Raw genomic sequence first — 19,442 nt, forward strand, 5'->3', positions numbered from 1 at the left:
GTGGATTGTTCGGCAGGGAGGCTAAGGGACGTGGCACGAACACTACTAAGCAAGATCAGTCAGTTTCTGGGGCCTCTACCGGCTTCCAAGCAGGTAGAGACATCCACTACAGCCGCGAGCGTGAACGCAGTGGCGAGTAAATCCACCGATCAGAATCAAACTGCCACGGAAGGCGCAGCCGCATTCCAAGCAGGCCGCGACATAACGGTGACTCAAGGACTGAATTATGCGGACGCACGACAGATCGCTCTGGATGTCTTCCGCGCAAACTTTTATGAACTTGCGGGTCTCGCAAAACAAGAAGCCGCAGCACGCGCAGAGGAAGTTACTGAAGCATTTCTGAGCAAGCTCAGCAAAGAAAATCCGGAGGCTTTTCGACAAGCAAATGACCCCGGATTCCAGCATGCTCTGTACACAATGCAGAAAGAGCATGCAAAAACAGGGGATAAAGACCTAGGCGAGCTGCTCGTGGATCTGCTTGTAGATAGGACCAAACACACTCAACGGGACATAATGCAGATTGTCCTTGATGAGTCTCTGAATACGGCATCGAAACTGACGGAGGGGCAACTCGCTAATCTTGCGATAGTCTTCCTCCTGCGTTACACGGCAAACCAAGGCCTCGGCAATCACGCGCTGTTTGCGGAGTATTTGGATAAGTATGTCGAACCCTTCGCTAATAAGCTCAGGAAGAGTCAAGCTTCGTTTCAACACCTGGAATTTTCCGGATGCGGCTCAACTTCATTAAGCCAGTTACCTCTGGAGGAGCTGTTTAGCAGGACATATCAGGGCCTTTTCGTAAGGGGATTTGATCCGGGCGATGTAGCTACCCGCGGAATTACTTTAGGTGTCGACGATAGAGTTTTTGTCCCTTGCCTCAATAATGCGTCCAAGTTGCAGATACGTGCACTTAACCATGATCAGCTTGATGCAACTTTGACCGCTATCGAGGCCAATGACGAGGACAAGGAACGCATTAAGTCACTTTTCGATCAGGACAAGATGAGCCCTGAGGAAATACGGTCTAAATGCATTGAAACCAGAGAGTACATGAGGGTGGTTTTTGATTTTTGGTCTGATTCTGCGGCAATGAGCTTCATGCTTACGAGCGTGGGCATCGCTATCGGTCATGCGAATATAAAAAGACTCGCGGGCGAGTTCGCTGATCTAGCAATATGGATCAACTGAATCCTCATCTCCCAGAACGGGGGGCCTAAGTCCGCACTGATCGAGAATTGAGTCTGACCCATGCGCATCCTCCTCGCCCACACCTCGCTGAGCGGCAACACCCGCGATGTCGCGCGTGCGATCCATGCGCGGTGCGAGGCGCTGGGCCATGTCGTCACCTGGATCGATGCCGATATCCAGAACCTTGCGCAGGCCTGCCCCGATGGCGCCGAGCACGATCTCTACATCCTCGGCAGCTGGAGCATCAACGCCGGGCGCACGCCGCCGGAGATGAAGCGCTTCATCGCCGAGCTGGTCGAGGCGGTCGGCAAGCCCGAGCGCGTCGCGGTGTTCGGCACGGGCGAAACACAGTGGGGGGAGGAGTATTACTGCGGCGCGGCGCGGCGCATCGCCGCGTTCTTCGGCACGACGTTCCCGCGGCTGGAAATTGAACAGATGCCGCACGGCGAGCGCGACGCCCTGAAGATCCAACGCTGGACCGATACCATTCTTGCCTGTAACGAGAGCATCCCCCATGCAGACCTTCCACGCCTCCACGCCTGACGACTACGCCGCCGCCCTTGCCGCGCATCCGCGCCTGCTGGTCGACTACTACAAGGACGATTGCCCGGGCTGCAAGATGCTCGACATGTCGCTGGCGAAGTTCGCCGCGAGCGCCGACGCCGAAGGCCTCGCGCTGCTGAAGGTGAAGATGGAGGTCATCGGCGAGGACTTCTTCCGCGGACTGAACCTGCGGCAGACGCCGACGCTGTCGCTGTTCAAGGACGGCAGCGAAGCCGCGCGCCTGCCGGGCTTCCAGGCACCGCCGCAGATCGCGCAGGCGGTGGCGACGCACTTCGCGACGGCGGACGCCTGACATGGCTCCGCTCGCCGACACGCCCAAGACCGAGGCGCGCATGCTGGAGATCGTGTTCCCCGATCACACCAACCACATGGGCACGCTGTTCGGCGGTACCGCGCTGGCGTGGATGGACAAGGCCGCGTTCATCGCTGCCTCGCGCTATGCACGCCGCACCGTGGTGACGGCGCGTTCGGAACAGGTGGATTTCAAGCTGCCGATCCGCCAGGGCCAGCTGGTCGAGACCATCGCGCGCGTGGTCGAAGTGGGCCGCACCTCGATGCAGGTGGAAGTGGAACTGATCGCCGAAGACCTGCTCAGCGGCGAGCGCGAACTGTGCACGCGCGGCCGTTTCGTGATGATCGCGCTGGATGCGCGCGGCCGCCCCGTGCAGGTGGCTCCGTTGCCGGGAGGCCCCGCATGAACGAACTCTCGCTGTTGCAGTGGATCGCGCTGGGACTGTGCATCGGCCTCGTCTGCGGCGCGGTGCTGACCTTCATCAACCGCAAGCGCTGACCCGCCGCACGTCACTGCGCACCGGTCCCGCACGCCGGCGCGGGCGATGGGCGACAATGACGCTTCATCCGCCGGATCCGAATCGATGCCCGCTCGCAAGGCCACGCCCGCCGATGCGGCCCCGGACCGCGCCCCGAAGGCCGGGCTGCCCGATGCCAGCGTGCACGTGGAGAACTTCCGCCAGGTGCGCGAAGCGCGCCGGGCCGAGCTGGTCGAGGACTACGTCGAGCTGATCTCCGATCTCATTGCCGACGGGGGCGAAGCGCGGCAGGTGGATATCGCCGAACGCCTCGGCGTGGCCCAGCCGACCGTCGCCCGCATGTTGCAGCGCCTGGTGCGCGACGGCCTGGTGCTGCAGAAGCCCTACCGCGGCGCGTTCCTGACCGACGCCGGCGAAAAGCTCGCCCGCGCAAGTCGCGCGCGCCACCAGGCCGTCGAAGCCTTCCTCGTCGCGCTCGGCGTGCCGCCCGACATCGCGCGGCGCGATGCCGAGGGCATCGAGCATCACGTCAGCCCCGAAACGCTGGCCGCGTTCGAGGCGTTCGTGCGGGACGCGAAGGCCTGACGGGCCGCCATCGGCTGGCGCCCCCGGGCCGGCAGGAATCAAGGTGACCCTTGCTGTGCGCACACGCGCCGGTGCCAGGCGCGCGGGTGCATGGCTCAGAACCGGTAACTCACCCCGCCAAAGATCGACGGCACGCCGTGGGCGTTGCGCTCCAGCAGCGGACTGTCGGAAAGCTCGTCGGGCAGCAGGCGGTAGGTGAAGCCACCGAGGAAGTTCCAGCGCTCGCCAAGCGGACGCGTCGCGGCAACGCTGAGCGACGGCACGACCGCCGAGCCCGGGTTGTAGCGCGGCACACCGCGCTCGACTTCGGCGTCCTGCGTGCCGAAGTAGTAGTTGGTCAGGTCCTTCGACATCCAGCGTACGCCGGCGCTGGGCAGGATCGTCCACATGCCCGAGCGCAGCATGTAGGTGTATTCGACGCCGATGTCGTGGCCACCGCTGGTGTCGGTGACATCGGCCAGTGCCTGCAGCCGCACGCGGCCGAAGCTGCCGGACCAGGCCGCGCCGATGCCGGCGTCGAGGCCGTGGTCACGGTCGTCGAGCAGCACCGCCTCGAGGCCGTTCGCGGCGAGCCCCGATGCGCTCAGGTCGTCGATGTCGAAACCGTCGAGCCGCGCCGATACCAGCGCGTCGATCTGGAACGCGCCGGTGTCGATCAGATGCACGCCACCGGAGATCCCTCGAAGGAACAGGCGCTCACCCTCGTAGGCGAACATCGGGAACGGCAGGATGCGCGCGCCTTCGCCCACGTAGGGACTGTCGGCGGCGGCAACGGCCACGCCGACCGACCAGCCGCGCTGAGACGCGGCGCCCGCCTGGTCGCGGCTCTGGGCGAAGGCGAGACCGGGCATAACAACGAGCAGCAGAAGCGCAGCTTTCATCGGGGATTCCGTGACGTGGGGGACGCCGCACGATAGCAAGCGCCATCCAACGCGCGCGTGCGCGTCGCCGCGGGCTTTGCTGCAAGGGAGCACGCCGCAGCCGGATGTGCGAAACCGATATGCAGCGCGCGCCCGTGCGAGGCAGGCGAGCCGGGCTCAGCCGGCGCGTCGCCAGTCCCTCGCCTGCGCGTTATGCGCGGCATCCTCGCGGGCTTTGGCCGGCGTGTGGCTGGCGCGGCCGGGGCGTCGCTCGAATGCGGCAGCGCCTCCGGCGGACGCGCCGGAGCCCTGCTCCGCGGACCGGGGGCGACGCACCATGTAGTAGGCGGCGAAGGTGGGATAGGACATCTATGGACTCCTCCGGGACGATGGCTTCGATGGATCCACGCTATGCGCCGACCGGACAAACCGCAGTGGATTCGGAGGCATCACGGATTTGCCGTTTAGGCACTCGCAGGGGTTGTCGAGAGCGCGGTGGTCGCAACAAACCCGTTTCTAACGTTTGGGTCCGAATGGTTCACGCGCCGACGCCGGATGCTTCACGTCGCGCTGATCCGATTCGATCGCGGTGCCCTGCGACCCGTCTGCGGACAGCACGTCCAGCGCGTGCGCGAGGCGGATCGGCCAAAAGAAAAGCCGGCGCGTGTGCGCCGGCTTCCTGTCACCACCCCGGGCGCGAGGCTCAGGCGATCGATGCGCGGTAGATCGATTCGATCGCGGTATCGAGCGCGGCGTTGAACGCGTCGTCGCTCTGCTGCGCGCTCAGCCCTTCGGTGAGTGCGCGGCTGAAGCTCGCGACCACGCCCGGGTTCCTGGCGAGGCGCGCGTTGGCGTCGTCGCGGCTGTAGCCGCCCGACAGCGCGACGACCTTCAGCACGCTCGGGTGATCGACCAGTTCCTGGAAGAAACCGTCGACTTCCGGCAGCGTGAGCTTGAGGATCACCGGCGTCGATGCATCCATCTTGTCGAGCCGCTCGAGCAGGCCCTGCTTGAGCGTGGTCTCGATGTCCGCCTTGTCGGCGGCATTGATGTCGACCTCGGGCTCGATGATCGGCACCAGGCCGGCGTCGAGCACCTGCTGGCCGAGTTCGAACTGCTGGTCGAGCACCGCGGCGATGCCGGCGGCATTGTTCTGCTTGATGACCGAACGTTCCTTGGTGCCGAACACGCCCTTGGCCTTGGCGCGGGCCAGCAGCGCGTCGAGGCCCGGGATCGGCTTGAGCAGCTGCACGCCGTTCGCCTCGTCTTCCAGGCCCTTGTCGATCTTCAGGAACGGCACGACGCCCTTGACCTGCCACAGGTACTCGGCGGCGTCGCGGCCGTCGAACCGGTCGTCGAGCGTGCGCTCGAACAGGATCGCGCCGAACACGCGCTCGCCGCTGAAGGCGGGGCTGGTGACGATGCGGCTGCGCATCTTGTGCACGAGGCCGAACATCTCCGCGTCATCGGCGTACTCGTTCTCCTCGATGCCGTAGAGCTTGAGCGCCTTGGGCGTGCTGCCCCCACTCTGGTCGAGAGCGGCGATGAAGCCCTTGCCTGCCCTGATCCTGTCCAGCTGTTCCTGATTGACTGCCACGTTCGAAAGTCCTGTGCGAGCGGTGGTAACCGGGGCCCGAGATGATACCCCCCAACGTCGGGCACAGCCCGACGACGGGCGCGAGCTCAGTCCGCGTCGGGATGGCGCGCCCGCCAGGCCGCGAGTTGCTCGCGGTAGTACTGCAGGTCCTCGGCGTAGCTGTCGTGCACGCACACCGCGCAACCGCTGTCGCAGCAATCGCTGGGCAGCGGTGGTTCCGGCGCCTGCGGGCGCGGATCATCGGGCGCCGGCACCTGCGCGGTCATTCGCGCGCGTCGGCGACCGGCAGCGGCGAGCGCCGCAGGGCGGCAGCCTCGTCATCGCAATGCCGCGGCGTCGCACCGGCAGCCCGTTGCGTGGCGATCTCGCGGCGCGCGGCGGAAAGGTCGGCACGGAACTCGGGCGCTGCCTGCAGGCGTGCATAGGTCGCCGCGCCGACACGCTCGCCCGCGACGATGTCGCTATGCCAGTGCACGTTGCAGACCAGGCGGCTCTCGCCGAAGCTGCGGCCGCGCTGCAGCAGCGGATCGGCGCGTTCGGGCGCAAGTTCGACCAGCGCCAGCGCCCAGGTCCAGCCGATCGCAGCGTGACCGGAGGGATACGCGGCGCTGGCCATCAACTTGGCGCTGTCCTGCGGGGTACAGACCGGAGCGCCGTTGCGCACGAACGGGCGCGCACGCTGCCAATGGTCCTTGGCCGCGCGGCCGGCGGTGGCGGCGTCGGCCAGGCTGCGTCGCAGCAGCCGCACCAGATGCGGCGTGCGCTGCGCGTCGATCTCGACGCCGAGCGCACAGGAGAACAACGGCTCGGCGGCCGGAAATGTCAGGTCCGCATCGGCCACTGCCTGGCGCCAGCGGGCAGTGCCCTGCAACGGCAGGCTGCGGGCGGCGATCGCGTCGTCATGGGCCTGCGCGGCCGAACCCGGCGCGGGTGGCGGCGGCAGCAGCGGGACGCTGTCGAACGCGGGCGCATCGAGATAACCGATGCTGACCCCGGGCGCGGACTCGGGCACGGGCGCGGCGGCAAACCGCGCCTCGCGCGTGGCGAGCGCGCAGCCGGCCAGTGCCGGCAACAGGGCGGCAAGCGCGGCCGCCCGAATACCCGCACGCATATCAGCCGGCCTGCAGCCGCCCGGCGATGGTGGCCCGCAGCGCGTGCAGATCCTTGGTGAAGGCGGCGATCCCGCTTTCCAGCTTCTCGGTGGCCATCTGATCGGCGGCCATGTCGCGTGCGAAACGCTCGGCATCGACCGGCGTGCCGCCGACGCCGTCGGCCTTGCCCGGAAAGAGCCGGCGCGGCAACTCGCCGTATTCCTTGTCCAGCGCTTCGAGCAGCTCCGGCGAGATCGTCAGGCGGTCGCAACCGGCGAGCGCCTCGATCTGCGCGGTGGTGCGGAACGACGCACCCATCACCACGGTCGGCGAACCGCGACGCTTGAACTCGGTATAGACGTCGCGCACGAAACGCACGCCCGGATCCTCGTCGATGGTCGCCGGCGTTTCGCCGCGCGCGACATACCAGTCGAGGATGCGGCCGACGAATGGCGAGATCAGGAAGACGCCGGCTTCGGCGCAGGCGATCGCCTGGGTGCGGTTGAAGATCAGCGTCAGGTTGCAGTCGATGTCCTCGCGCTGCAGCTCCTTGGCGGCGCGGATGCCTTCCCAGGTCGCGGCGATCTTGATCAGCACGCGCTCGCGCGAGACGCCGGCGTCGCGGTACATCTCGATGAACTGACGGGCCTTGGCGATGGTCGCCTCGGTGTCGTGCGAGAGATCGGCGTCGACCTCGGTCGACACCCGGCCGGGGACAAGGCCGGCGAGCTTGCGGCCCACGCCGATCGTCAGCCGATCGACGACCTGGCGGGCGACGGCGTCGGCATCGCCGGACAACTCATTCGCGCGAGCGAGTTCACGATCGACCAGATCGGCATAGATCGGCAGGTCCAGCGCCTTGCGCACGAGGGTGGGATTGGTCGTGCAGTCGACCGGCCGCAGGCGGGCGATGGCCTCGGCGTCGCCGGTGTCGGCGACCACGACGGAGAGCTCGCGCAGCTGGGCGAGTTTGGACGCGGTTCTTGGAGCAGACATGGAGACCTCCGGGTTGGGACACGTGCCGCGCTTCAGGCGGAGCCCTTATTGTCGCGCCCGGCGTCGCCGAGGGCCACCCTGATCGCGTCGGTGTGCTCGCCGAAGCCCGGCGCGGCGAAAGGCGCTGGGCCAGGCGTGCGGCCGAAGCGGATCGGACGGGAGACCCCCTGATAGCTGCCCAGTCGTGAATGGGCGATGGTCGCGACCATCTCCTCGGCCAGCACCTGCGGGTGCTCGAACATGTCCTCCACCGCGCGCGCGGCCGCGCACGGCACCGCTTCGCCGAAGTGCGCCTCCCACGCCAGCGCATCGCGCGTGGCCAGCGCCGCATGCAATTGCGGCAGGATCTCGTCGGCGTGCAGCGCCCGCTTGCGCACGCTGTCGTAACGCGGATCGTCGGCCAGCGCGTTCAGGCCGGTCAGCGTGCACAGCGCGCGCCAGAAGCGCGGCGTGTTGGCCGACACGTACAGCCAGCCCTCGCGGGTCGGATGCAGCCCGGTGACGCCACCCGAGCGCATGTCGCGGCCGACGTCGAGCGCCTCGCCCTCGGCCCAGATCATCCGCGCCGACTGCATCGTCAGCGCGCTGCGCAGCAGCGACACGCCGACGAACTGGCCTTCACCGCTGCGCTCGCGCTCGAACAGCGCCGAGGACACACCGGCAGCGAGCAGCGCGGCGGCGTAGTAGTCGACCACCGAACCGTAAATGAGTTCCGGGGCCCCGCCGCGCTTGCCCTGCAGCGTGCACATGCCGGTCATCGTCTGCAGCACCTGGTCGTAGCCGGCCTTGTCCTTCAGCGGCCCGGTCTCGCCGTACCCGGTGACCGCGCAATAGATCAGCCGCGGATTGAGCGCCGCCAGGGTGGCGAAGTCGATCGCCAGCCGCTCCGGCACGCCGGGGCGGAAGTTGTGCACCAGCACGTCGGCCTCGCGCACGAGCCGATACAGCACCGCGCGGTCGTCATCGTCCTTCAGGTTCAGGGTGACGCCGCGCTTGCTGCGGTTCACGCCGAGGAAGGCGCGGCTTTCGTCGGCGAGCGTGGAGGGATAGTTGCGCAGGTTGTCGCCGTCGGGCGGCTCGACCTTGATCACGTCCGCGCCCTGGTCGGCCAGCAGCGTGCAGCCGTAGGGACCGGCGATGTAGGCGCTCAGGTCGAGCACGCGGACGCCGCTCAGGGGGCCTGCCGGCCCGGGGCGGCCGCTGTCGAAGATGGATCCTGTCATGTCGTCCGACATCCTTTCGTGGCCGGGGCGAAGGCCGCGCGAAGTCTGCGCATGCGCGGCATCGCAACCCATCCATCCGTCCTATGTTCTGGGGCCACGGAAACTTGCTTGCGCGCCGGCATCATCTCAAAGCGCTCCGCAGTCCTCGGGATCGGCGCCATCGCCGACGGGCGCCAGGCCCAGCCAGGTCAGGCGCCAGATGCGGTCGGCGCGCGCGCCGATGCCGTAGTAGGGCGCGAAGTCGATCGCCGGGCGGTCGTCGAAATGCAGGCGCAGCCCGGGCGCGGCATCGTCGCCCTGTGGCGGCAGCGTGTCGATGCGGATCCGTGCATCGTCGTCGGGCAGGCGCACGATCTCCGCCGTCTTGTAGCCGTCGACGAGGCCGGTCGCATAGGCCAGCGGCCCGCGGCCAAGGGCGATCCAGCGGTAATGCAGCACCTGCTGGCGGACGGGGCTGCCGTCGGGCGCACGCGAGACCTGGATGTTGCTGTAGCTGCGGCGATGCACGCGCGGCGACATCGGCAGGTCGAGCGTGACGACGTCGCCGCTGCGCCAGCTGCGCGCGATGCATGCGTAGTCGCCAGGCACCAGCGCGCCGGCGAACGCCACGCCGTTGACCTTCAGCGCCGCGTCCTGCGCCCAGGCCGGCACACGGATGCGCAGCGCGAACGTCGCCTCGCGTTCGACATCGAGCTCGAACCGCACCGCGCCGTCGAAGGGGTAGCGCGTGTCCTGCACGATGTGCACGCGCCCGGCATCGGCGCGTGCGAACGTCGCCTCGCCCGGCCCCAGCAGGTTCACCACCGGCCCGTCATCGCGCTCGGCCCAGGCGATGCCCTGCAGTTCCTCGATCGCCATCGCGCCGCTGGATTTGCAGCAGCGCCAGTAGTTGGTGTGGATGCGCCGGCCGTTGGCATAGGAGTAGTAGCACCAGTCCTCGCCGTTGGGCGCCTGGGCGCCGAGCAGGTCGTTGTAGGCGGTGCGTTCGATCTCCTCCGCATGACGCGCATCGCCGGTGATCGCCAGCAGTTCGCGGTTGAGCTGCAGCCAGGCGAGGATCGAGCAGGTCTCCACGTACGCCTGCGGGTCGAACACGAACGCGGGGTTGAACACTTCGCGCGAGCGGTGGCCGATGCCGCCGAACGGGCCGCCACCGAGGCTCAGGTGATGCGCGGCGATCGCCTGCCACTGCGCATCGAGCACCTGGCGATGGCGCGGATCGCCACTGACGCGCGCGAGCTTGGCCAGGCCGACGAGGTTCCAGCAGAGCTGATAGGCCTTGCCGGTGGCGATCTCGGACGGATCGGCGCCCTCGAGCGCGCGCTCCACCAGCGCCAGCCGCGGGTTGGCCGCCATCTGTTCGACGATGCGCCGGGCCAGTTCCAGCAGGTCCGCATCGCCGGTGAGCGCGTGCAGGTCCATGACCGGATCGAGCAGCACCGTCGCCGACATGCCGTGATGGTTGCCGACGCTGGTGATGTCGATGCCGTCGATGCAGAACGTGCGGAAGCACAGCGCGCCGATCCGCCGCGCCGCATCGAGAGCGCCGGAATCCGGGAACGCGCGGTGCACGTCGAGCAGGCCGAGCAGCAGGTAGCTGTGCGTCCACACGTCCCAGGTCCGCAGCGCCGGTTCGCCGTTCCAGCTTTCCGGTTTGGGGGGCTGCGCGACCATGAAACGCCGCGCCGGGGCATAGGTGCCGAGATATCCGTCGGCGTCCTGCACGTCGGCGAGATACCCCACGACTGCGCGCAGATGCGCTTCGAGGGTGGCATCGCCGCTGCGCGCGGCGGCCTTGGCGGCCGCCGACAGCCACTTGCCGGCGTGTTCGCCGTACCAGTCGCCTTCGTCGTTGTGCGCCCGCTGGGCGGGGTCGAAGATCGCGATCGCGGGGCTGTCGGGACCGGTGACGAAGGTCGACAGCCGGCCGCGGCGGTTGGCCTCCAGCGCCTCGCCGAGCAGGCCGCCCAGGCGCACGTGCGAAGGCGCGGGTGGACGCTGCACGTCGCGTGTCGACGGGCCTGCCGGCGCGCTCATCGCACGTCTCCGCCGGCCTCGACCACGCAGCGGAAGCCGATCGTGCCCGAGCGGTCCTTGGCGGGCGCCATCAACAGGTACTTGCCGTGCTGGTCGAGGCGGTAGGCCTGCGGGAAGTACCAGTGCGAGGTCTGCGGCTGGTAGCTGCTGCCGCCGCGCAGGATGGCCGCGCGGGTGTGGTCGTCGACGAACTCGTCGGTCCACTGCCAGACATTGCCGACCAGGTCCTCGACGCCGAACGGCGACGCGCCCTGCGGATGTGCGTCGACATCGGCCGGTGGCTGCAGGCGACGTCCGCGGTTGATGCGCGGCGCGAAGCTGTCGTGCCAGTCGTTGCCCCAGGGATAGCGACGGCCGTCGTGGCCCTGCGCGGCGTACTGCCATTCCCATTCGCGCGGCAGGCGCTTGCCGGCCCATTGCGCATAGGCGCGGGCGTCTTCCAGCGAAACCCAGGTCACCGGCTTGTGATCCCAGCCCGCGCGCGGCGCGCCGTCGACCCAGTGGCGCAGGAAATTGTGCGCGTCACGCGGCGCGTAGCCGCTCGCATCGATGAACCGCTTGAACTGCGCGTTGGTGACCGGATGGCGGTCGATGTGGAACGCCGCCAGATCCATGCGCCGCCGGTGATGGCGACGCGGGCTGTCCTCCCACGGGTACTGCACGTCGACGCCGGACCAGTTGAAACCTTCGATCTCGATGCCGCCGACCTGGAACAGGAACGAGCCCGCCGGGATGGTCACCATGCCCTCGGGCGCCGTGGGCCGTGGTGCGGTCGGCGCCACGTCGACGAGCGCCTGCGGCAGTGCGCGCCAGGTGGCCGAATGCGCAGCGAGCGGCGTGGCCGCCTGCGCGGCGACGGTGGCCAGGAAGCCGTCGAGGCCGTCGACGGTGACGCCCGGCTCGACCGCGAGCACCGCGCCGAAGCCACGCGCTTCGAGCGGCAGTTCGAAGATGGCCTGGCCGTCGATGATGCGCGGCGCGAGTTCGCGGCCGTTCCACACGTCGTAGTAACGCGTGCCGGCGACATGGGCCTCGGCGAGCTGTTCGCCATCGACCGCATAGGGGTTGCGGTTGACCACCGTCCACAGGGTGCGGCCGACGCCGGGGAAGCGACTGATGAACACGCCGCGCTGCAGGCTGGTCTGGTACGGGGCCCAGTCCATGGACACGACGAGATCGGGGAACTGGCGATAGATCGTCGCGATGCGGCGCAGCACTTCGGCATCGCGCGGGGTGAACTGGTTCCAGATGCCCCAGATGTTTTCCCAGGCGTTGTAGCCGATGCCGTTGAAGAAGCAGTACTGCAGGTCGTGGGTGCGGTCGCGACCCCAGCGGTTCTCGTAATTCACCATGTGGCGCGGCTCGAGCCACTTCCACTTCGACACCGGCGGCACCGGGCCGTCGGGCGCCTTCTTGCCCCAGCTCTGCACGTTCCAGATCAGCTGTTCTTCCGAACTGATCGTCGACTCGGGCTGCAGCACCACGGTGCGACCGAGTTTCTGGCAGGCGTCGAAGAACGCGCGCGGCACGCCGTTGAAGGTGTCGCCGTTGATGCCGTCCGCGCCGACCGCGACGACGATCTCCGCAAGGCCTTCCCAATGGCTGACGCCCGGATCGCGGGTGCCGTGGTCCCAGGGCTTGGCCGGCAGGAACACGCGCACGCCACGCGCCTGGAAGGCCTGCACCGCCTGGCGCAGGCCGTCGAGGCCACCGGGCATGTCGTGGGCCAGATCGAACTGGTTGCGGTCGTCGACACCGATGTTCGGATACACGTACCAGATCAGCACCGAGTCGAGTCCGCCGAAACGCGCGGTCAGATCGTCGAGATAGCGGTCGACGGTATAGGTGCCGGTGTCGGGATCGAAGAAGTAGCGGTCCTCGACCATCATCTGCGCGTGCACGAAGTTGCGCTGTGCCCACTGCAGGTCGGGGTGGCGATAGTTCGCATCGTCGTAGCCGATGCGTACCAGATGCTCCTGGCGCCAGTCGCGCAGTTCGGCCAGCCAGTCCTGCGCGCTGTCGTTGGCGTCGATCATCCAGTCGCCGATGTCGGCGAACGGCCAGCCCGGCGCCTTGCCCGGCGTGGGCAGGTAGCGGCCGGTGGTGACGTGCGAGAACTTGTACTCGGTGCGGCGCGGCGCCGGGCCGTAGTCCGCTTCGACGGACATGCCGTCGCCGGACGGGTCGGCGTCGAGGATGCTGTAGGGGGTCTGGCTCATGCGTTCTATCTCGGAATAGGAATCAGGCGGCCCGCGAGCCACAGCAGGCGGCAAGTGCATCGAGGCCCGCGGCATCGGCCTGGCCGCGCAGCAGCGCCTCGACATCCGCGTGCGCGGGCACGCTCGACTGCGCGCCGAGCGCCGTGCACGCCAGCGCCGATGCCGCGGCCGCGGCACGCATCGCAGCAGGCAACGCCTCGCCCTGGGCCAGGGCGGCCACCAGCACCCCGCAGAACGTGTCGCCGGCCGCGGTGGTATCGACGGCGGCGACCGGAAACGCCGGCTGCAGGTGCAACTGCGTGCCTTCGCGGGCGATGCAGCCGGCAGCGCCGAGGGTGACAACCGCCACCGGCACGGGCAGGCGCTGGAGCGCGCCGATCAGATCGCCTGCCTGCCCGTCGATCATCGCCAGTTCGCCTTCATTGACGATCAGCACGTCCACGTTGCGCAGCAGGGCCTCCGGCAGCGCCCGCGCCGGCGCGGCGTTGAGCGCGACCCGCACGCCCGCCTCGCGCGCGCGGGCGGCCCAGGCGGCCACCGCGTCGAGCGGGGTCTCGAGTTGCAGCAGCAGGGTGTCCACGCCCGCGAGGTCCGGCAGGTCGTCGGCGACCAGCGCCGTGTTGGCGCCCGGCGCGACCGTGATCGCGTTCTCGGCGCCATCCGACAGACAGATGAAGGCGACGCCGGAGGCGTGGGCATGCTGGCGGCGGATGTCGAGCGTCACGCCCGCGTCGCGCAGCGACGCCTCGACCGGCTGCGCGTGGGCATCGTCGCCGAGCGCGAGCAGCATGTGCGTCTCGGCGCCGCCTGCGCGCGCAGCGGCCACGGCCTGGTTGGCACCCTTGCCGCCGGGAAATGTCTGGAAATCGCGCCCGAGCACGGTTTCGCCGGGCGCGGGAATGGACTCGGCGCGCACCACGAAATCGAGGTTTGCGGAACCGGCGACGAGGACGCGGGGACGCGGTTTCACTTTGAGATCACCTGTTGCACATGGTTGTAGAAGCGGGTGGAGACCTGGGGCAGATCGTCGGCGCTGCCGTTGCGCACGTGCTGGAGCAGCAGCACGCCGATGCTGCGGGTGGCCGGATCGATCACGAACCAGGTCGACGCCGCACCGGACCAGCCCGCCTGCCCGGCTGCGCCGGTGCGCTCGCGCGCCGGCGGATCGAGCAGCACCGACACGCCGAGCCCGAAGCCCTGGCCGGGCCGGTCGTCGACATACGGCACCGCCAGGCCCATCGGCTGCAACTGGTCGGTCAGCATGTCCGCGACCAGCGCCCGCGGCAGCCATTGCCCGGTGCCCACGCGCCCGCCATCGAGCAGCATGCGGGCGAAAGCCAGGTAATCGTCGGCGGTGGAGTACAGGCCGCCGGCGGCGCCGGGATAGGCACGCAGGCGGGTCCCCGGCGCCCGCGCGTGCGGGGCGTCGTGGGCGACGAGGCGCCCGTCGACCATGCGGCTGAGCGCGACGACGCGGTCACGGTGTGCCGGTGGCACCTCGAAACCGGTGTCGGTCATGCCCAGGGGCCCGAACACGGCCTCGCGCAGGTGCACGTCGAGCGGCTGTCCGCTCCAGACCTCCAGCAGGCGCCCCAGCACTTCGGTGGCGATGCTGTCGTAGGCGAAGCGGCTGCCGGGATCTTCCGCCAGCGGCACGTCGGCCAGGCGCGACACGTATCCGGCCAGGTCCGGGCTGTCTTCGAGGCCGGCCGCTTCGCGCAGGCGCAGCGCCGGCCCCGGCGACACCGGGAAGCCGGTCGTGTGGGTGAGCAGATGGCGCAGGGTCAGCGCGCGAAGCGGCGCACGGGCGTGGCCATCGGCAGTCATGACCTGCAGGTCCGCCAGACCCGGCAGATGCAGGGACACCGGGTCGTCGAGCCGCGCCCGGCCCTCGGCGACGAAGCGCAGGACCGCGGCGGACACCACGGGCTTGGTCATGGAATAGATGCGGTAGATCGCATCGCGACGCAGGGGCTGTGTGCGCGCGAGATCGGCATGGCCGACGGCCGCGTCGACCAGCGTCTGGCCGTCGCGGACGACGACCATGCGCGCCCCGGGATAGCCCGCTTCGACCAGGGACGCCAGCAGGACATCCTGCTGGGCCTGGCGGTCCGGCGACGCCGCTGCGCCGCCGACGGCCATCGACGCGCCTGTCATGACCAGCAGCAGGCAGGCACGCCACCAGGTGGACGGACGCAGGCCATGCCAGCGCAGATGGTCTGCATGGCCTGCTTCCGACCGCATCGCCATCAGAAGCGGATGCTGTGCGTCAGCGAGTAGGTCCGGCCCCGGCCTGCCATCCAGTCGTCGTTGGCGGTGCTGGCCTCGGACGTGAACAGGATGTACTGCTTGTCGAACAGGTTCTCGATGCCGAACGACAGGGTGCCGAAGCGGCCGGTGTCGTAGCCCACGGTCGCGTCGAGCAGGGTGCGGCCGGAGGTCCGTTCGCCCGTGTTGAGGCTGCGGCCGAGATAGCTGGTCGAGCTCACCACCAGGTCGGCGTTGGGCACGAACTTCCACGACACGTTGGCCGAGATCTTGTCCGGGCTGATGTCGTTGGCACCCATGTGCTTGTCGAGGGCCTCGCCCGCGCGCCACCAGGTCTTGCCGATCACGCGCGAGTACATCGCGTTGAGGGTCAGCGCATCGCTGGCGATGTAGCTGCCGCTGACCTCGAAGCCGCGGATCAGCACCGGCCCGCGGTTCATCACGAAGTCGCCGGTCAGCGGATCGGTGCTCAGCGACACACCCAGCTCCGAATAGCTGCGGTAGGCCGAGGCGCTGGCGGTGAACTGCCTGGTGCGGTAGTTGAGGCCGATTTCCTTGTTGTCGACCACGATCGCCTGCAGGTCGAGGATGCCGGCGACGGACTGGCCGGGGCGGTTGATGTTGCGCAGCGGGATGCCGACGTTGGGCAGGCTGAAGCCTTCCGAGTACGACGCGAACGCCGACAGGGCGTCGTTGAAGCGCCACACGGCGCCGAAGTTCGGCAGCGTCGCGCTGTATTCGAGCGTGCCCCCTTCCACGAATACGCGGTTGTTGTACCAGGTGGTGGTGTAGCCATCGACGCTGAGCTCGCCGTCTTCGTGACGCACGCCGGCGCTCAGCGTCAGCCGGTCGAGGTCGTAGGAGAGCTGCGCGTACGGCGCCAGGCTGGTGTACTCCATCGGCGGCACCCACACGCGCCTGGTGATGGCCAGACGCTGGTCGGTGGTGTCCTTGACCGAGTCGACGCCGGTGCTCAGCTCGAGCCCGCTGATGCCGAAGATGTCCGGGCGCGAGAACGAGCCGCGCAGGCCGCGCTTGGACGACGTCACTTCCGACTGGTCGATCAGGGTGCCGAGCGGTGCGATGTCCGGATCCTGGCGGTCGCGGCCATCCTCGGCCGGATAACGCATCGCCTGGTCGGCGCGGTAGGCGTCGACCACGAGGGTGCCACCGAACAGATCGTCGTGGCGGTACTGCAACTGCATCTGGTCGAAATCGTTGAACTCGGTCAGCGAGCCCAGCGGCGTGCCGCGCACGGCGGTCGCGGTCAGGCCTGCGGCGCGGTCGGCGTTGACGCCGGTGTAGTTGCCCTTGCCGGTGAGGTTGAAGCGGCTGATGCTCGCCTGCAGGCGCTGCATGTCGTTCTCGCCGAAGTTCATGCCCGCCTTCAGGAACAGGTTCTTGGCTTCCGAATCGCTGATCGAGCCCGACCCGCGCATGCCGATCGCGCGACCGTTGCCGTCGTAGGACATGCCGCGATCGACGAACGATGTGGCCACGAACACGTCGTATTCGTCCTGCTTGTGGCCCACGGTCAGCCCGAGCTTCCAGCCGTCGCTGTCGCCGGTGCCCTGGGTCGACCAGCGCGTGGTGAGGGTCGCGTTGGTGCCTTCTTCCGGCACCTTGGAGATGTAGTTGATGATGCCGCCGGCAGCGCCCAGGCCCTCGGCCGCGGACGGGCCGTTGATCACCTCGATGCGGCCGACGATGCCCAGATCGGTGAAGCTGCCGGCGCGGTTGGTCTCGCGCAGCGGCGAGGTCTGCGGCACGCCGTCGAACAGGCGCAGCGCGATGCGGCCGCGCAGGGTCTCGCCCGAGTTGGTCAGCGCCTGGGTGGATTCGGAGTAACCGGGGATCATGCGCGACAGCACCGCGGTCGCGTCTTCGCTGAGGGTCAGCGAATTGTTGATCTCCTGGGTGGTGATCACGCTGACCGCGCCCGGAATGCGGTCCACGGCGCGCGGTGCGCGGCTGCCGGTGACGATGACGTTGTCGAGCGTCCTCAGGTCCCGTTCGCGGGTCTGGGCGGCGGCGGCGGCGTCGCTGTCCTGGGCCTGCGCCGAGTGGACGCCCGACAGTGCGATGACGCCAGCGATGGCAATGCAAAGCGGCTTGATCATGGTGTGGTTCCCCGTGGATGTGCTGGATGCCCCGGGCAGCAGTGCACTGCCCCTCGGACGCCGGCGCATGGTAGGGGGCGCCCGCCGGCCAACGGGCCCGAGTGGTCTACCTTCAGGCGCTAGAAAAACTATCTTTTCGAGACAGCCAAAATATGTTGCGCCGCAGCAACAATGCCTGCCGCCCGTTCGGCCCCCTTGTGCGCAGGACGTTGGCGACCTCTGGCTTCCCGCAGGTGCCGCGATGTCGTGTCGCTCTTTCCTTCGTACCGGCGTGATCATGGTGATCGCGGCCTGGACCATCAGCATGCCGGCCCGCACGTCGGTGCCCGACGGCTCGCCGCCGCCGCGCGAAAGCCCGGAGTGGTGGTACCTCCAGGGCGCCCAGTACGCGGCGGGCAACGGGGCCACGCACGGCCGGGCGCGCAATGTGATCGTGTTCCTCGGCGACGGCATGAGCCTGACCACCGTCGCGGCCGCCCGCATCCTCGAAGGCCAGCGCCTGGGCGGACCGGGCGAAAACCACGCGCTGTCGTGGGAACGCTTTCCGCACACCGGCCTGGGCAAGACCTACAACACCGACTCGCAGACGCCCGATTCCGCCGGCACGATGACCGCCATCGCGACCGGCATCAAGACCCACATGGGCGCCATCGGCGTGGCCGCCGGCGCTGTCGACGACTGCGCCGACAGCCAGCGCAAGCACGCGTTGTCGTGGCTGCGCCTGGGTGCCAGCGCCGGCATGGCCACTGGCGTGGTGACCACCGCCCGCCTGACCCATGCGACCCCGGCGGCCACCTATGCCCACACCCCGAACCGGCGCTGGGAGGGCGATGCCGACCTGTCCGACGATGCCCGGGCGCAGGGTTGCCGCGACATCGCGGCGCAGCTGGCCGGACTGGCGCCCACCGTCGCGCCACGCGTCCTGCTGGGTGGAGGCCGCGCGCGCTTCCTGCCGCTGGAGACACCGGATCCCGAGTACCCCGACCTGACCGGCGCGCGCCGGGACGGCCGCGACCTGGTGCACGAATGGCTGCAGGCGCATCCCGAGGGGCGCTTCGCGTGGAACCGCGAACAACTGCGCAAGGCGCGCGGCAGCCGCCATGTCCTGGGCCTGTTCGAGCCGCAGCACATGCAGTACGAACACGACCGCGAGCGGGGCCCGACCGGGGATCCGGACCTGGCGGAGATGACCCGCTTCGCGATCGAGCAGCTGGCCTCCCACGAGGACGGGTACGTGATGCTGGTCGAGGGCGCACGCATCGACCATGCCCACCACGCCGGCAACGCCTTTCGCGCACTGGACGAGACCCTCTCGCTTGCGCGCGCAGTGCAGGCGGCGCTCGATGCCACTTCGCGCGAGGACACCCTGATCCTCGTCACCGCCGACCATTCGCACACGCTGGGGTTCGTGGGCTATCCGCACCGCGGCAACCCGATCCTGGGGACGGTCCGTGACCGGCCCGGCGAGGATGGCCAACCCGGCCCGGAGGCGCTCGACGCGCTGGGCCTGCCCTACACCACGCTGGTCTATGCCAACGGCGCAGGCAACACGGGTGCCAGCGACCACCAGCCTGCCGGGCCCAAGTCGCTTCCGCACAAGCCGCGCGACTACACCCCGGCCACAGGTCGCCCCGACCTGCGCCAGGTCGACACCGCGCATCCGGACTACCTGCAGGAGGCGCTGGTGCCGATGTGGGACGAGACCCACGGCGGGGACGACGTGGGGATCTGGGCGATCGGTCCAGGCAGCCAGGCCGTGCGCGGCACCATGGAGCAGCACGCGCTGTACCACATCATCGTGCAGGCCACCCCGGCCCTGCGCGAGCACCTGTGCCGCGCCGGCACCTGCGACGGCGACGGAGTGCCGGTGCGGCGTCCCGATCCGGCCGATTTCCCGCCGCGCTGAAACCGCGTGCCGCCGGGG

The 19,442-nt window shown here is 68.7% G+C and carries 18 protein-coding genes; 6 read left to right on the forward strand and 12 right to left on the reverse strand.

From position 1 onward, the window contains the following. Nucleotides 1-120 precede the first annotated feature (120 nt). From EGK76_RS09480 to mntR, 5 genes are all read left to right on the forward strand, one after another. Complete coding sequence (locus EGK76_RS09480) at nucleotides 121-1,188, forward strand: LPO_1073/Vpar_1526 family protein (RefSeq protein WP_199730894.1); 1,068 nt, start codon at nucleotides 121-123, stop codon at nucleotides 1,186-1,188. Nucleotides 1,189-1,248: 60 nt separating this feature from the next. Next, nucleotides 1,249-1,731, forward strand: coding sequence for a flavodoxin (locus EGK76_RS09485; protein ID WP_123832447.1), 483 nt, complete (start codon nucleotides 1,249-1,251; stop codon nucleotides 1,729-1,731). Further along, nucleotides 1,703-2,044, forward strand: coding sequence for a thioredoxin family protein (locus EGK76_RS09490; protein WP_123832448.1), 342 nt, complete (start codon nucleotides 1,703-1,705; stop codon nucleotides 2,042-2,044). The genes EGK76_RS09485 and EGK76_RS09490 overlap by 29 nt, the downstream gene beginning before the upstream one ends. A gap of 1 nt (nucleotide 2,045) precedes the next feature. Next, nucleotides 2,046-2,450 (forward strand): acyl-CoA thioesterase, encoded by a 405-nt coding sequence (locus tag EGK76_RS09495; RefSeq protein WP_123832449.1) that lies wholly within the window; start codon nucleotides 2,046-2,048, stop codon nucleotides 2,448-2,450. 177 nt (nucleotides 2,451-2,627) lie between these two features. Then, nucleotides 2,628-3,107: a manganese-binding transcriptional regulator MntR gene (mntR, locus tag EGK76_RS09500; RefSeq protein ID WP_123832450.1), complete on the forward strand. Its 480-nt coding sequence runs from the start codon at nucleotides 2,628-2,630 to the stop codon at nucleotides 3,105-3,107. Nucleotides 3,108-3,202: 95 nt separating this feature from the next. Here the strand turns inward: mntR and EGK76_RS09505 are convergent, their stop codons facing one another. From EGK76_RS09505 to EGK76_RS09560, 12 genes are all read right to left on the reverse strand, one after another. Next, a complete protein-coding gene (locus tag EGK76_RS09505; RefSeq protein ID WP_123832451.1) occupies nucleotides 3,203-3,988 on the reverse strand; it encodes a MipA/OmpV family protein in 786 nt (261 codons plus the stop codon). Nucleotides 3,989-4,144: 156 nt separating this feature from the next. Next, complete coding sequence (locus tag EGK76_RS09510; protein WP_123832452.1) at nucleotides 4,145-4,336, reverse strand: hypothetical protein; 192 nt, start codon at nucleotides 4,334-4,336, stop codon at nucleotides 4,145-4,147. Nucleotides 4,337-4,670: 334 nt separating this feature from the next. Further along, nucleotides 4,671-5,564, reverse strand: a complete 894-nt coding sequence (locus tag EGK76_RS09515; protein WP_123832453.1) for a fructose bisphosphate aldolase — start codon at nucleotides 5,562-5,564, stop codon at nucleotides 4,671-4,673. Nucleotides 5,565-5,650: 86 nt separating this feature from the next. Then, nucleotides 5,651-5,830 (reverse strand): oxidoreductase-like domain-containing protein, encoded by a 180-nt coding sequence (locus EGK76_RS09520; RefSeq protein ID WP_123832454.1) that lies wholly within the window; start codon nucleotides 5,828-5,830, stop codon nucleotides 5,651-5,653. Then, nucleotides 5,827-6,675, reverse strand: a complete 849-nt coding sequence (locus EGK76_RS09525) for a phosphatase PAP2 family protein (protein WP_123832455.1) — start codon at nucleotides 6,673-6,675, stop codon at nucleotides 5,827-5,829. Before EGK76_RS09525 ends, EGK76_RS09520 begins: the two co-directional genes overlap by 4 nt. Before the next feature lies 1 nt (nucleotide 6,676). Next, nucleotides 6,677-7,651 carry a transaldolase gene (locus EGK76_RS09530; RefSeq protein ID WP_123832456.1) on the reverse strand — a complete coding sequence of 325 codons (975 nt, stop codon included), beginning with the start codon at nucleotides 7,649-7,651 and terminating at the stop codon, nucleotides 6,677-6,679. 32 nt (nucleotides 7,652-7,683) lie between these two features. Next, nucleotides 7,684-8,874 carry a CoA transferase gene (locus EGK76_RS09535; protein ID WP_199730895.1) on the reverse strand — a complete coding sequence of 397 codons (1,191 nt, stop codon included), beginning with the start codon at nucleotides 8,872-8,874 and terminating at the stop codon, nucleotides 7,684-7,686. Between the two features lie 126 nt (nucleotides 8,875-9,000). After that, nucleotides 9,001-10,911, reverse strand: a complete 1,911-nt coding sequence (locus EGK76_RS09540) for a beta-L-arabinofuranosidase domain-containing protein (RefSeq protein WP_123832457.1) — start codon at nucleotides 10,909-10,911, stop codon at nucleotides 9,001-9,003. Next, a complete protein-coding gene (locus EGK76_RS09545) occupies nucleotides 10,908-13,130 on the reverse strand; it encodes an SUMF1/EgtB/PvdO family nonheme iron enzyme (RefSeq protein ID WP_233580247.1) in 2,223 nt (740 codons plus the stop codon). Before EGK76_RS09545 ends, EGK76_RS09540 begins: the two co-directional genes overlap by 4 nt. Nucleotides 13,131-13,152: 22 nt before the next feature. Then, nucleotides 13,153-14,100 carry a ribokinase gene (locus tag EGK76_RS09550; RefSeq protein WP_123832458.1) on the reverse strand — a complete coding sequence of 316 codons (948 nt, stop codon included), beginning with the start codon at nucleotides 14,098-14,100 and terminating at the stop codon, nucleotides 13,153-13,155. Continuing rightward, nucleotides 14,097-15,380 (reverse strand): serine hydrolase domain-containing protein, encoded by a 1,284-nt coding sequence (locus EGK76_RS09555; protein ID WP_123832459.1) that lies wholly within the window; start codon nucleotides 15,378-15,380, stop codon nucleotides 14,097-14,099. The genes EGK76_RS09550 and EGK76_RS09555 overlap by 4 nt, the downstream gene beginning before the upstream one ends. Next, nucleotides 15,380-17,518, reverse strand: a complete 2,139-nt coding sequence (locus EGK76_RS09560) for a TonB-dependent receptor (protein ID WP_123832460.1) — start codon at nucleotides 17,516-17,518, stop codon at nucleotides 15,380-15,382. The genes EGK76_RS09555 and EGK76_RS09560 overlap by 1 nt, the downstream gene beginning before the upstream one ends. Nucleotides 17,519-17,759: 241 nt before the next feature. Between EGK76_RS09560 and EGK76_RS09565 the strand changes: the two genes are divergently transcribed. After that, the gene (locus EGK76_RS09565; protein ID WP_123832461.1) at nucleotides 17,760-19,424 is read left to right on the forward strand and encodes an alkaline phosphatase; all 1,665 of its coding nucleotides are present in this window, start codon (nucleotides 17,760-17,762) and stop codon (nucleotides 19,422-19,424) included. Nucleotides 19,425-19,442: the final 18 nt, after the last annotated feature.

The sequence above is a fragment of the Luteimonas sp. 100069 genome, assembly GCF_003813845.1.
GTDB lineage: Bacteria > Pseudomonadota > Gammaproteobacteria > Xanthomonadales > Xanthomonadaceae > Luteimonas > Luteimonas chenhongjianii.